Raw genomic sequence first — 12133 nt, forward strand, 5'->3', positions numbered from 1 at the left:
GTACTCATGGGCTTTATGCGTTTTAACTTTTTTCTCTTGGCAGCACTTTTCATGGTTTCTTCTACATCGTTTGCGTCTGATCGCGTCCGGATAGCGACATTTAATGTCAGTATGGACGCCAGTAATTATGTCGATTATGAACAATTACCCACAGTCACGGAGTCTCCGGTTCCGGCGCAACTGGCCAACGGCAATGAGCAAATTGCCGGCATTGCTGAGATATTGCAACGTGTACGTCCGGATATCGTGCTACTGAACGAGTTTGATTATGTCGAGCGCGAACGCGGCATTGACGTGTTCCTGCGTGACTACCTGGGCGCATCGCAGAACGGTCTGCAGCCGCTTGAATACCCCTATGTTTACACCGCTCCGGTTAATACCGGTGTGCCATCGGCGTTTGATCTTAACCGCGACGGTGAAGCCACTGGCCGTGGTAATGATGCCTGGGGTTTTGGTTGGTATCCGGGTCAGTACGGCATGGTGATCTTGTCGAAATATCCGTTGGCTATCGATGACGCGCGCACCTTCCAACATTTCTTATGGCGCGATATGCCCGGCCATCATGTCCCCAAAGTACCTAATGAAGCCGGCGAACTGACCGCTGAAAACTGGTATTCCGACGAGGTCATGGCACAGTTCCCATTAAGCTCTAAATCCTATTGGGATGTGCCAGTTCAGGTCGGCGAACGCCGTATTCATTTACTCGCTGCGCACCCAACACCGCCGAGTTTCGATGGTCCGGAAAACCGTAACGGTATGAAGAACTTTGATGAAATTCGCTTAATCCGTGACTATCTGACACCAGGTGCTGATAACTACATTTACGATGACGATGGTGTACGTGGCGGTTTAGCCGCTGATGCCGCTTTTGTCATCTTAGGTGATCTTAATGCGGCACCGGGCGCCGGCGGCGTTGATGGTGCCATTGAGCAACTGCTTGAGCACCCCCGCGTGAAGGATCCTGCGCCGACCAGTAAAGGTGGTAAACGTCATTCTCCGGATATCGATGGCGCTGAGTATCACACCGCCGCCTGGCGCAAGCGCGTTGATTATGTGCTACCTTCAACGGACTTAACCGTTAACGACGCCGGCGTATTCTGGCCTATCAAAGGACAGCAAGGCTATCGCTTAATGGCCGAGCGCGGCGCATCCTCCGACCACCGGTTGGTGTGGGTGGATATTGAGATCTAGGCGCTCCGCGCGATCTAGGCTCGCTGCGCTCGCGGTGTAGCTTGCTGCCTTCGGCGCAAGGGTCTAGGGGCTTCGCCCGTTAAACCGCGAAGCCCTATCCCGGCCGAAGGCCCTAAACCGCGCGAAGCGCCCAAACCGCGAGCAAAGCGAGCCTAAAAAGAGGGAAAAGGAATGGACATTTACTCGGTTTCGAAACTGAACAACGACATCCGTCTGGCGCTGGAGCAGCAGTTTGGTAATGTCTGGCTGGTGGGTGAGGTGTCGAACTTTGCTGCGCCGGGTTCCGGCCATTGGTACTTTACCCTTAAAGACGACAAAGCACAGATCCGCTGTGCGATGTTCCGTGGCAATAATCAACGCGCTAAGATCCGGCCGCAGAATGGTGTCCAGGTTTTGGTGCGGGCACGGGTCACCGTCTATGCCCCTCGCGGTGATTACCAGCTGATTGTTGAACACATCGAAGATGCCGGTCAGGGTCTGCTGCAACAGCAATTTGAACAATTGAAAGTGAAACTGGCTGCTGAAGGTCTGTTTGCCAATGAACGCAAACGCCCGCTGCCGACGGATATTCGGCGGGTCGGCGTGGTCACCTCACCGACCGGTGCCGCCATTCAGGACATTCTGGCGGTGATGAAACGGCGCGACCCAAACGTTGAAGTGATCATCTATCCCAGTGCGGTTCAGGGTGAAGCCGCGATTCCACAATTAAAGCACATGCTGCACAGCGCCTTTGTCCGAAACGAGGTCGACGTTCTGATTGTCAGCCGTGGCGGTGGCTCCATCGAGGATCTTTGGTGCTTTAACGACGAAGGGGTAGCGAGAATGTTGGTCGATGCGCCGATGCCGGTGATCAGCGCCGTTGGTCACGAGATCGACTTTACCATCTGTGACTTTGTCGCCGATTTGCGCGCCCCCACGCCGTCAGCAGCTGCCGAGGTGGTCACCAAGGACCGTAGTCAGACGTTGCAGCAGTTGCAGTCACTGCAGCAACGCCTGATGCTGGCACAACAACGTAAACTGACGCACAGCGCGCAACGCTTTCAACACCTGCAGGTGCGTCTGCAACAGCAACATCCGCAGCGCCAACTGCAACAACAGGCACAGCGCGCGGACGAATTGCAGGCGCGCGCAACGCGTGCCATGCAGGTTCAGTTGCAGCGCTTAATACAACGCCAGAATTATTTCCAAAGTCGCCTACAAGCGTTACATCCACAGAAGGATCTGGATCGTTGTCAGCGTCGATTAAGTGATGTGCAACAGCGGTTAAACCCAGCAATTGAGCGATTGTTGAAGCAGAAAACAGAGCAGCAGCGCAGCTTGATGCAAGCACTGAACATTGTCAGCCCACTCAACACCCTCGACCGAGGTTACGCTATCGTTCGCGATAACAACGGCAACGTCATACGCGACAGCCAGCAAGCACCGCCGGGCACCGAGCTGGCTATTCGTTTAGCGAAAGGTGAGTTGAGGGCGGTCTCGGCGCTTCACGCGGACTAGGCCCTAGGCTCGCTACGCTCGCGGTTTAGGCGCTTCGCGCGGTTTAGGCTCGCTGCGCTCGCGGTGTAGCTTGCTGCCTTCGGCGCAAGGGTCTAGGGGCTTCGCCCGTCAAACCGCAAAGCCTAAACCGGCGCAGCCCCATCCCGCCCGAAGGGCCCATCCCGGCCGCAGGCCCTATTCCCACTCAATCGTTGCCGGTGGTTTGCCGGAGATGTCGTAGGTTACCCGTGAAATGCCGTTGACCTCGTTGATGATGCGGTTGGATACCTTCTCCAATAGCTCATACGGCAGGTGCGCCCAGCGCGCGGTCATAAAGTCGATGGTTTCTACCGCTCGCAGTGCGATAACCCAGTCGTATTTGCGCTGATCGCCCATCACGCCGACCGACCGCACTGGCAGGAATACCGCGAAGGCCTGACTGACTTTGTGGTACCAGTCGGCTTTGTGCAACTCTTCGATGAAGATGGCATCGGCCCGACGCAGTAAATCGCAATACTCTTTCTTGATCTCGCCCAGTACCCGTACACCTAAACCCGGTCCCGGGAACGGATGACGGTACAGCATGTTGTACGGCAGGCCGAGTTCTAAGCCAATTTTGCGTACTTCGTCTTTGAACAGTTCACGCAACGGCTCAACCAAGCCCAACTTCATGTCTTCCGGCAGACCACCGACGTTGTGATGCGATTTGATCACATGCGCTTTACCGGTTTTGGAGCCGGCTGACTCAATGACGTCGGGATAAATGGTGCCCTGCGCCAACCAGTCGACTTCGGTCAGTTTGGCCGCTTCTTCGTCGAAGATTTCGATAAAGGTATTACCGATGATCTTACGTTTTTTCTCTGGATCGTTTTCGCCCTTCAGCGCATCCAGGAAGCGATCTTCGGCTTTCACCGGCAGAATGTTCAGGCCGTAATGGTCGCCGAACATTTCCATCACCTGTTCGGCTTCATTTAAACGCAACAAACCGTTATCAACAAAAATACAGGTAAGCTGTTCGCCAATGGCGCGATGCAGCAACATCGCCGTGACTGAGGAGTCAACACCACCGGACAAACCCAAAATGACTTTATCGCTGCCAACCTGCTCACGGATACGTTCAATCGCATCGTCGATAATTTGCTCTGGTGTCCAGTTTTTCTCGCAACCGCAAATGCCGCTGACAAAATGTTCCAGCATACGCATACCCTGACGCGTATGCGTCACTTCCGGGTGGAACTGCACGCCGTAAAAACGACGCTCTTCGTCCGCCATCGCGGCGTACGGGCAGTACGAGGTTTTGGCCACGGTGTGGAATCCTGCCGGGATGGCATCGACTTTATCGCCGTGGCTCATCCAGACATCCAGCAACGGCGCACCGGATTCGCTGACCGCATCTTCAATGGCTTCAAACAACGGGCTTTTCTCGACCAGTTCGATTTGCGCGTAACCAAATTCGCGCTCCAGGGACCCCTGTACCGAACCACCCAGCTGATGCGCCATGGTTTGCATACCGTAGCACACACCCAGTACCGGCACGCCGGCTTCAAATACGTAATCCGGTGCGCGTGGCGAACCTTGCTCGGTCACACTTTCCGGACCACCGGACAGAATGATGCCTTTCGGGGCGAAGTCACGGATGTCCTGTTCGTCAACGTCCCAAGCCCACAGCTCGCAGTAAACGCCAATTTCACGGATACGGCGCGCAATCAACTGAGTGTATTGAGAGCCGAAGTCTAAAATCAGTATTCGATGATCATGAATGTCTTGAGTCATGCTGTTTTTCGTTTCCTGTCGGATAAAAAGGCGCTACTTAAGAGCTGCGATAATTCGGTGCTTCTTTGGTGATCTGCACATCATGGACGTGCGATTCACCCATGCCGGCCGCGGTCACTTTGACAAACTGCGGCTTGGTGCGCAGTTCTTCGATGTTGGCGCAACCGGTTAAGCCCATGGCCGAGCGCACACCGCCCATCTGCTGATGGATGATGGCCGAAATCGGTCCTTTATAGGCGATGCGGCCTTCGATACCTTCGGGGACCAGTTTTTCCGCTTCGTTCGAGCTTTGGAAATAGCGATCTGAAGAGCCGTTACGCTGATTCATCGCACCCAGGCTGCCCATTCCACGATAGGATTTGTAATAGCGGCCCTGATACAGCTCGACTTCGCCCGGCGATTCTTCGGTACCGGCCAGCATGCTACCCACCATGACACAGTGCGCGCCTGCCACCAAGGCTTTGGCGATGTCGCCGGAGAAGCGGATACCGCCGTCGGCAATCACCGGGATGTCAGTACCTTTAAGGGCGTCAACCGCGTCGGCAATGGCGGTAATCTGTGGTACGCCGCAACCGGTGACGATACGAGTGGTACAAATTGAACCCGGGCCAATCCCCACTTTCACCGCGTCAACACCCGCTTCTGCCAATGCCTTAGCACCCGCTGCGGTTGCTACGTTACCGGCGATGATCTGTAAGTTTGGATAGTCTTTACGCGTTTTCGCAACGCGATCAATCACGCCCTGAGAATGACCGTGTGAGGTATCGATGAGCAGAACGTCAACGCCTGCTTCGACCAGCAACTGGATGCGTTCTTCGGTACCCGGTCCAACGCCGACCGCTGCGCCGACACGCAAAGAGCCCAATTCGTCTTTACAAGCGTTGGGTTTGTTCTCGGCTTTTTCAAAGTCTTTCAGCGTGATCATGCCTTTCAGTTTGTAGGCATCATCGACCACCAGAATTTTTTCGATGCGATGCTGGTGCATCAACTGCAGGATTTCTTCGCTTTCAGCGCTTTCATGCACGGTGACCAAACGGTCTTTACCGGTCATGACGTCTTTTACCTGCTTAGCGTCATCGTCTTCAAAACGGGTGTCACGGCCGGTCACGATGCCAACCAGATCGCCGTTTTTCTCGATCACCGGGAAGCCCTGAAAGCCATGTTCAGCGGTCAATGCTTTGATTTCACCGATGGTGGTGTCAGGGTGAATGGTAACCGGGTCTGTGACCATGCCACTTTCGTATTTTTTCACTTTACGAACGTGTGCAGCCTGCTGCTCAGCGGTCATGTTTTTGTGGATAAAACCGATGCCGCCTTCCTGCGCCAGCGCGATCGCCAATGGGGCTTCGGTGACGGTGTCCATCGCCGCTGATACCAGAGGCACGTTCAGGGTAATTCCGCGCGTCAATTTGGTGCGCAGATCGGCTTGATGAGGCAGAACGGTTGAATGTCCGGGGACGAGTAAGACGTCGTCAAAGGTAAGGGCTTCTTGGGCGATTCGCAGCATTGCAACACTCCGTAGGGGGATTCATGTTGCGCGTGGATTATACATACCGACGTCATTTTAAGCAAGCTCTTCTGCGCAATTTTCGTGGGCGAAAATTGCGCTTGGCGCACCTTCCGGTGCTTGCTTGGCGGCGCGTTGCGCCTTGCTTGGCGTTCGCTGCGCGAACTTGCTGGGCGCGCTTTCGCGCTTGCGGTTTGTGCTCGCGCCTTTGGCGCTTGCTGCTTTGCTGCGCTCGCGCCTTTGGCGCTTGCTGCTTTGCTGTGCTCGCGCCTTTGGCGCTTGCTGCTTTGCTGCGCTCGCGCCTTCGGCGCTTGCTGCTCGCTGTAGCTTGCGCCTTTGGCGCAAGCCTTTTGGACGTCTAAACTTCTTGACAGCTAGAAATCTATTTGCGATCTTGCGGGTTCGGATAGTGAGGAGTTGATATGGTATTACCCGTTGGTCGTTCATTTTATACAAACACCCGCTTTGGTCGCGTGAAAGGGTTTCGCTACGCGGCTGATAATGGTCGTGCTGATGCCCCGGTGATCGTCATTCAGGGCGGTATCAGTGCTACCGGCCAGTTATGGCGGCTGGATGGCAGCGGCTGGTGGCAGTCGCTGTATAACGTGTTCGCGCCGGCCGAAGACGTGCAGGTGATCAGCTTTGATTATCTGGGCGGTGTTGGTGGTTCGGACACGCCGACGCAGCCACTGACGGTTACCGAACATACTCAGGCCTATACCGACGCCCTCACGCAACTGGGGGTTGAATCCGTCGAAGCCTGGGTCGGTGGTTCGTTTGGCGGGGTGCTGGGCCTGCATGCAGCGGCTCAACAACATGGGCCGGTCATTCGCCGACTGGCGGTTATCGGTGCCGCGCATAAACCTTCGATTCAGTCGGCGTTGTTGCGTTCGTTCCAGCAGCTGTTGCTGCAGCATGCAGAAAGTCCGCAACAGGGCGTGATTCTGGCGCGGGCGCTGGCCATGCTGACCTACCGCAGTGCCGACGAATTTGAGCAACGCTTTGCCAACAGCGATGACGCGCTCCAATATGTACTCGCGCAGGGTGAACGTTTACTTCGTCGCCACGGCAACCAGGCCAATACCTTATTTACCCATCTAACACCGGCACTGAACGATTATCAGGTCGATCCGAAACGCATTTCATGCCCGGTTCAGGTGATTGGTTTCGCCTCGGACAGTATTGCGCCAACGGCACTGGTGGCGGAGCTGGAAGCCTTATTACCCCATTGTCACAGTTATTTATCCATCGAGACGCCTTATGGTCACGATGGCTTTATCAAGAACGTTGCTGATTATCAGCAGCCGCTTAGGCATTTTATTCCACCGTTAAAAACATCCCGATTAGAACTTACGGAGAACCCTTTATGAAAGACGAAACGCTGGCCATCCACCACGGTTATCAAACGGATCCCACCACCAAAGCCGTGGCGACGCCGATTTATCAGTCCGTCGCGTTTGAATTCGATAACGCGCAACATGGTGCGGATTTGTTTGATTTAGCCGTGCCCGGCAATATCTACTCGCGCATCATGAACCCGACCAACGATGTATTGGAGCAGCGGGTTGCCGAACTCGAACACGGGATTGCGGCGCTGGCAGTAGCTTCGGGTATGGCGGCGATCGAGTATGCGCTGATTACGCTGGCTAAACACGGCGACAATATTGTCACGACGCCGCAGCTTTATGGCGGCACCTATACGCTGTTCCAGCACATGCTGCCTTCGTTTGGTATCGAGGTACGCTTTGCTGACAGTGACAAGCCCGAGGACATTGCCCGTGTTATCGATGACAACACCAAAGCGGTGTACTGCGAGACCATCGGTAACCCGGCTGGCAACGTCGCCGATATCGAAGGCCTGGCCGAAGTCGCGCATCAGGCCGGGGTGCCGTTGGTGGTCGATAACACCGTGGCGACACCGGTGTTGTGCAAGCCGATTGATTTTGGTGCCGACATTGTTGTCCACTCGCTGACCAAATACATAGGCGGCCACGGTAACTCGGTCGGTGGCTTGATTGTCGATTCCGGTCGTTTTGACTGGCTTAAGCACAAAGACCGCTTCCCTCAGTTCAGCAGTCCTGAGCCAGCCTATCACGGTATTGTCTACACGGATGCCTTTGAAGCAGCGGCGTTTATTGCCCGAGTACGTACGGTTGCGCTGCGTAATACCGGAGCTTCACTGTCACCGTTTAACGCGTTCTTGTTGTTACAGGGCTTAGAAACGTTGTCGCTGCGGATGGAACGTCACTGCCAGAATGCGGTGCGCGTGGTGGAGTTTCTGCAGCAACACCATGCGGTGGACTGGGTGAATTTTGCCGGTAGTGCTGATCATCCGGACAACGAGCGAGTCAGTAAGTACATCAGCGGCGGTGTGCCGGCGTCGTTACTGACGTTTGGCATTAAGGGCGGCTTTGACGCCGGGGTGCGGTTTTACGACAAGCTAAAATTGTTCAAGCGTCTGGTCAACATTGGTGATGCTAAGAGCCTGGCCTGTCATCCGGCGTCAACCACGCACCGCCAGTTGAGTGAGGAAGAACAGGCCCGGGTGGGTGTTAAACCCGAAGCCATCCGCTTGTGTGTCGGTATCGAGCATATCGATGACATCCTCGAGGATTTGGACAACGCTCTCTAGGCCCTTCGGGCGGTTTGGGCTCGCTGCGCTCGCGGGATAGGCTTCGCGGTTTAACGGGCGAAGCCCCTAACCCCTTGCGCCGAAGGCAGCAAGCTACACCGCGAGCGTAGCGAGCCTAGACCGCGCGAAGCGCCTAAACCGCGAGCGCAGCGAGCCTAGTAGACCGGCGAAGCCCTAAGGCTTATGCATGTGCACGTCCATTTGCGGGAACGGGATGCCGATGCCTTCCTCATCAAGACGGTCTTTGATGCGTTCCAGCAGATCCCAGTAGGTTGGCCAGTAATCTTCGGTTTTGGTCCATGGGCGCACGATAAAATCAACCGATGAACTGTTCAGTGCACTCACCCGCACGTTCGGTTCGGGATCGGTCAGTACGCGCTCGTCGCTGGTAATAACATCCATCAACACCTGTTTGGTTTGCTGCAGGTTGGCGCTGTAGCTGACACCGATCACCAGGTCGATACGACGCAGATCTTCACGGTTGTAGTTGGTGATGGTGCCACCGATAACCTGTGAGTTGGGCACATACACCACTTTGCGATCCGGCGTTTTCAGGATGGTCTGAAAAATATTGATTTCTTCGACGGTGCCTGCGGTACCGCCACATTCAACGTACTCACCGGCTCGCATGGGGCGGAACATGATCAGCAACACCCCGGAGGCGATGTTGGACAACGAGCCCTGCAACGCCAAACCAATCGCTAAACCGGCCGCACCTAAAATGGCAATAAACGACGTGGTTTCTACACCCACCTGATTCAACGCCACCAGCAATGCGGCGATAAAAATGATCGACTTCACAATGGCGGACAGGAAGCCAATCACGGCACCGTCCATTTCTCGTTTCGCCATACCTTTACGCATGGTGCCAGTCACCACGTTGGCGACAATTTTGGCGACGAAGAGAATGACAATGGCTATGATGACTTTAATGCTGTATTCAATCAACATGCCCTGGTTTTCGTTAATCCAGTCAATGATGGCCTGCATTGAGTAATTCCTTATGTTGCAGAGTGTCTGTTCAATTTAGCGTGAAATGCGCATTTGGGCAATTACAGCGAAAAACGATATCGTCCCTGCGCGTCCGGCTGACCAAGGTATTGCAGCATTTTGGCCAGCCCTTCGGGGGTACGAGGATTAGGCCGTACGGTACCAGCGATGCGAATATCCTGACTATTTACGGTGCCGTCGAACGCCAATCCCAGGCTGTTATTACCGTTCATGGAAAGCCCCACGGCGCCGGAATTATCACAACTCAGACCCACCGGAAAGTCGCCAAGGTTTTGCCAGACACCGTTGACCAGCACCTGGATATCCTGCCCCTGCGCATCACCTCGTAACTGGTTACACCATTTTACCGGGCCTGGATCGCTGACCGTAAAAGCGTCGACATTAACTGACCAACGGCCACGAGTGGTCAGTGGCAGACGGGTATTCGACAATTGCAACAGGGTAGCTAGATCACCCTTTGAACGGAGGTTATCGACCGACACACCGCTCAGCCCCGCTTGCACCGTGCCGTTGACTGTTAAAGGGTTACCAGCGGCTGCGGGCACCGTCACATCGATACTCAGTTGTCCCGTCAGCAGCTTGCTGACACGCCAATTCCAACCCACGTTCGTCAGCGGCACCCCCTGGATCTGCAGCGCACCGATATTACCCTGCCAGAGACTGCCGGACACCTGACTGACTGACACCTGCGGCGGCAGTGGCAACCAATAAATGACCTTAGCCGGCAGCATCACTACCAGGGCGACGACATAAACAACGAGTAACCACCACCAACGTTTCATGAATTATCCATTACCAGTAACTGTCTTACCCGGACCTGACCCGGGGTATCCAGGCGTGCCACATCCAGCGTTTCCACCCGCAGTTGATACTGTTGTTCCAGTTGCGCAACCAATTGCAGGACCTGAGCGAAACTGGCTTCATCGACGCTAACCACCATACCCTCGCCCTGCGGCTGCATGCGCGCCAAGCGAATATCCTGCGCTTCCGCAGCTTGATTGAGCCGTTGCGTTAACGAGCCGGATGCGGGTTCTACCCGCTCCTGCTGACGTGCTGCAAGGGCTTCGTAACGAGCGATGTTCTGTTGCACCCACAACAGTTGTTGCTGTTGCGCCTGCAACCGTTGTTCGGCCTGCAGCCGCGCTTGCTGACTGGGCTGCCAAATGAGGAAGTATACCACGGCCACACCCAGCACAGCGGCCAACACCTGCAGCAGCCGCTGTTCGCGCGGCGCAAACTGCTGCCAGCGTTGTTGCGCTCGCTGCATCAGCGGGTGTTGTTGCAGTTGCTGTGCCATACCTGAAAACGCCTTCATGACTGAGCTCCTCGTGCGATTGTCAGTGAACCGGCCACCTGATTGCCGCGATTATTCAATGCGCCCTGCTGCACTTGCAGCCCTGCCTGCTCAGCAGCTCGCTGAAAGCGTTCAAACTGAGAAAAATTCTGCGCCAATGCCTGCAGTCTCAATTCGCCGTCCTGATAGCGCAACAACTCCAGCGTCATCTCTGGTAAATCAGCAAAAGCCGGTTGCAGACTGTCCAGCAATGCCAGAGCCGATGCCTGCTCAGCACCGCTGGCACCGAGTTGGTTCAGCTCCTGTTGCAATTGTGCACGCAAGTTAACGATACGGGTTTTATTGGGAAAGGCTTCTAAGAAGCGTTGCTCAGCCTGCAACTGCAGGGCATCGGCTTCTGACGACAATTGATAGGCTCTTAATAAATTGCCGCCGACGGCGACCACCAGCGCTACCGACGCGGCAACCGCGAGTGGCTTCCAGCGAATGCTATCAACGCGCTTGCGTTTTACCGCGAATTCGCCACGACGAAGTTCTAAGGTATCGCCGGCACGTGCAAAAATACTCAACGGCACTTCAATATCCGCCGCTTGCATGGGTGATGGCGGTTGCGGCCAGTCGATGTCGCCATAATGGTCGATCAGTGACGGCGCCGGCCATTGCGCCACGATCACCGGCATCAGCGCGGCACTGGCCTCGGCTTCGATACTGAAGCCCTGCCACGGCCCCGTGCGCACCACCACATCAGCACCCACACGAATGGCACTCCAGTGGTTCTCTCTGTACGGCAGTAACAGCGTTTCCGGGTACCAGTGGTCGGCATCAATTGCCGCCTCTTTTAACCAATTCTGCCAACAGCTCATGCGACTGCGCGCGACTATCGCAACCGGGATACTGCTCTGGGCTTTACTGACGTTGGCTGGCCAACTGAAGTGCAGTTCATCGATATCACTTGCCAGCTCTTCTTCCAGTGCATAAGGAATCACGCGATCGAGATGACGGCGGCTACCGGCCGGCAACTCAACCTGTTTTAATAACACGTCCTGACCCGGCAGCATTACCGTGGTTTCGCAACGACGGGCCTGCTGCTGCAACTGCGACAGTTCCGCCGGCGAACCGAGTTCGCCACTGGCAATCACTTCCTGTTGCGCCTGGTGCCATATAAACCAGACTACCTTACCCGCATCGGCTACTGCCGTTTCTTTACCGCTACTGGCGGGTAGCCGGATAAACAGTCGCTCTTGCATTG

The 12133-nt window shown here is 55.4% G+C and carries 10 protein-coding genes; 4 read left to right on the top strand and 6 right to left on the bottom strand.

Annotation, left to right across the window (positions count from 1 at the left end):
- Positions 1–6 precede the first annotated feature (6 nt).
- Positions 7–1191 carry an endonuclease/exonuclease/phosphatase family protein gene (locus tag CWE23_RS04185; RefSeq protein ID WP_198678802.1) on the top strand — a complete coding sequence of 395 codons (1185 nt, stop codon included), beginning with the start codon at positions 7–9 and terminating at the stop codon, positions 1189–1191.
- Between the two features lie 171 nt (positions 1192–1362).
- A complete protein-coding gene (xseA, locus tag CWE23_RS04190; protein ID WP_126819606.1) occupies positions 1363–2688 on the top strand; it encodes an exodeoxyribonuclease VII large subunit in 1326 nt (441 codons plus the stop codon).
- Between the two features lie 174 nt (positions 2689–2862).
- Here the strand turns inward: xseA and guaA are convergent, their stop codons facing one another.
- A complete protein-coding gene (gene guaA, locus CWE23_RS04195; RefSeq protein WP_126819607.1) occupies positions 2863–4440 on the bottom strand; it encodes a glutamine-hydrolyzing GMP synthase in 1578 nt (525 codons plus the stop codon).
- A gap of 37 nt (positions 4441–4477) precedes the next feature.
- Positions 4478–5947 (bottom strand): IMP dehydrogenase, encoded by a 1470-nt coding sequence (guaB, locus tag CWE23_RS04200; RefSeq protein ID WP_105305712.1) that lies wholly within the window; start codon positions 5945–5947, stop codon positions 4478–4480.
- Between the two features lie 422 nt (positions 5948–6369).
- Between guaB and CWE23_RS04205 the strand changes: the two genes are divergently transcribed.
- Positions 6370–7317, top strand: a complete 948-nt coding sequence (locus tag CWE23_RS04205; RefSeq protein WP_105305711.1) for an alpha/beta fold hydrolase — start codon at positions 6370–6372, stop codon at positions 7315–7317.
- Entirely contained in the window at positions 7314–8579 is a 1266-nt protein-coding gene (locus CWE23_RS04210) for an O-acetylhomoserine aminocarboxypropyltransferase/cysteine synthase family protein (RefSeq protein ID WP_126819608.1), read from the top strand. The genes CWE23_RS04205 and CWE23_RS04210 overlap by 4 nt, the downstream gene beginning before the upstream one ends.
- 174 nt (positions 8580–8753) lie before the next feature.
- On the opposite strand, the gene CWE23_RS04215 is transcribed toward CWE23_RS04210, so the two are convergent.
- The 4 genes from CWE23_RS04215 to gspL all read right to left on the bottom strand — a co-directional run bounded on the left by CWE23_RS04215 (position 8754) and on the right by gspL (position 12131).
- Complete coding sequence (locus CWE23_RS04215) at positions 8754–9569, bottom strand: mechanosensitive ion channel domain-containing protein (RefSeq protein WP_105305709.1); 816 nt, start codon at positions 9567–9569, stop codon at positions 8754–8756.
- Positions 9570–9631: 62 nt separating this feature from the next.
- A complete protein-coding gene (locus CWE23_RS04220; RefSeq protein ID WP_126819609.1) occupies positions 9632–10372 on the bottom strand; it encodes a type II secretion system protein N in 741 nt (246 codons plus the stop codon).
- On the bottom strand, positions 10369–10905 hold the full coding sequence (gspM, locus tag CWE23_RS04225; RefSeq protein WP_241970523.1) for a type II secretion system protein GspM: 537 nt from the start codon (positions 10903–10905) through the stop codon (positions 10369–10371). The genes CWE23_RS04220 and gspM overlap by 4 nt, the downstream gene beginning before the upstream one ends.
- On the bottom strand, positions 10902–12131 hold the full coding sequence (gene gspL / locus CWE23_RS04230; RefSeq protein ID WP_126819610.1) for a type II secretion system protein GspL: 1230 nt from the start codon (positions 12129–12131) through the stop codon (positions 10902–10904). The genes gspM and gspL overlap by 4 nt, the downstream gene beginning before the upstream one ends.
- Positions 12132–12133 lie beyond the last annotated feature (2 nt).

Source organism: Idiomarina aquatica, assembly GCF_003987185.1.
In the GTDB taxonomy this organism is placed as follows: domain Bacteria; phylum Pseudomonadota; class Gammaproteobacteria; order Enterobacterales; family Alteromonadaceae; genus Idiomarina; species Idiomarina aquatica.

What these genes read in the sequence shown, in the direction of transcription:
- guaB (WP_105305712.1), bottom strand. Translation starts at nt 5,947, where the DNA reads ATGCTGCGAATCGCCCAAGAAGCCCTTACCTTTGACGACGTCTTACTC.
- guaA (WP_126819607.1), bottom strand. Translation starts at nt 4,440, where the DNA reads ATGACTCAAGACATTCATGATCATCGAATACTGATTTTAGACTTCGGC.
- CWE23_RS04210 (WP_126819608.1), top strand. Translation starts at nt 7,314, where the DNA reads ATGAAAGACGAAACGCTGGCCATCCACCACGGTTATCAAACGGATCCC.
- CWE23_RS04215 (WP_105305709.1), bottom strand. Translation starts at nt 9,569, where the DNA reads ATGCAGGCCATCATTGACTGGATTAACGAAAACCAGGGCATGTTGATT.
- CWE23_RS04185 (WP_198678802.1), top strand. Translation starts at nt 7, where the DNA reads ATGGGCTTTATGCGTTTTAACTTTTTTCTCTTGGCAGCACTTTTCATG.
- gspL (WP_126819610.1), bottom strand. Translation starts at nt 12,131, where the DNA reads ATGCAAGAGCGACTGTTTATCCGGCTACCCGCCAGTAGCGGTAAAGAA.
- CWE23_RS04220 (WP_126819609.1), bottom strand. Translation starts at nt 10,372, where the DNA reads ATGAAACGTTGGTGGTGGTTACTCGTTGTTTATGTCGTCGCCCTGGTA.
- CWE23_RS04205 (WP_105305711.1), top strand. Translation starts at nt 6,370, where the DNA reads ATGGTATTACCCGTTGGTCGTTCATTTTATACAAACACCCGCTTTGGT.
- gspM (WP_241970523.1), bottom strand. Translation starts at nt 10,905, where the DNA reads ATGAAGGCGTTTTCAGGTATGGCACAGCAACTGCAACAACACCCGCTG.
- xseA (WP_126819606.1), top strand. Translation starts at nt 1,363, where the DNA reads ATGGACATTTACTCGGTTTCGAAACTGAACAACGACATCCGTCTGGCG.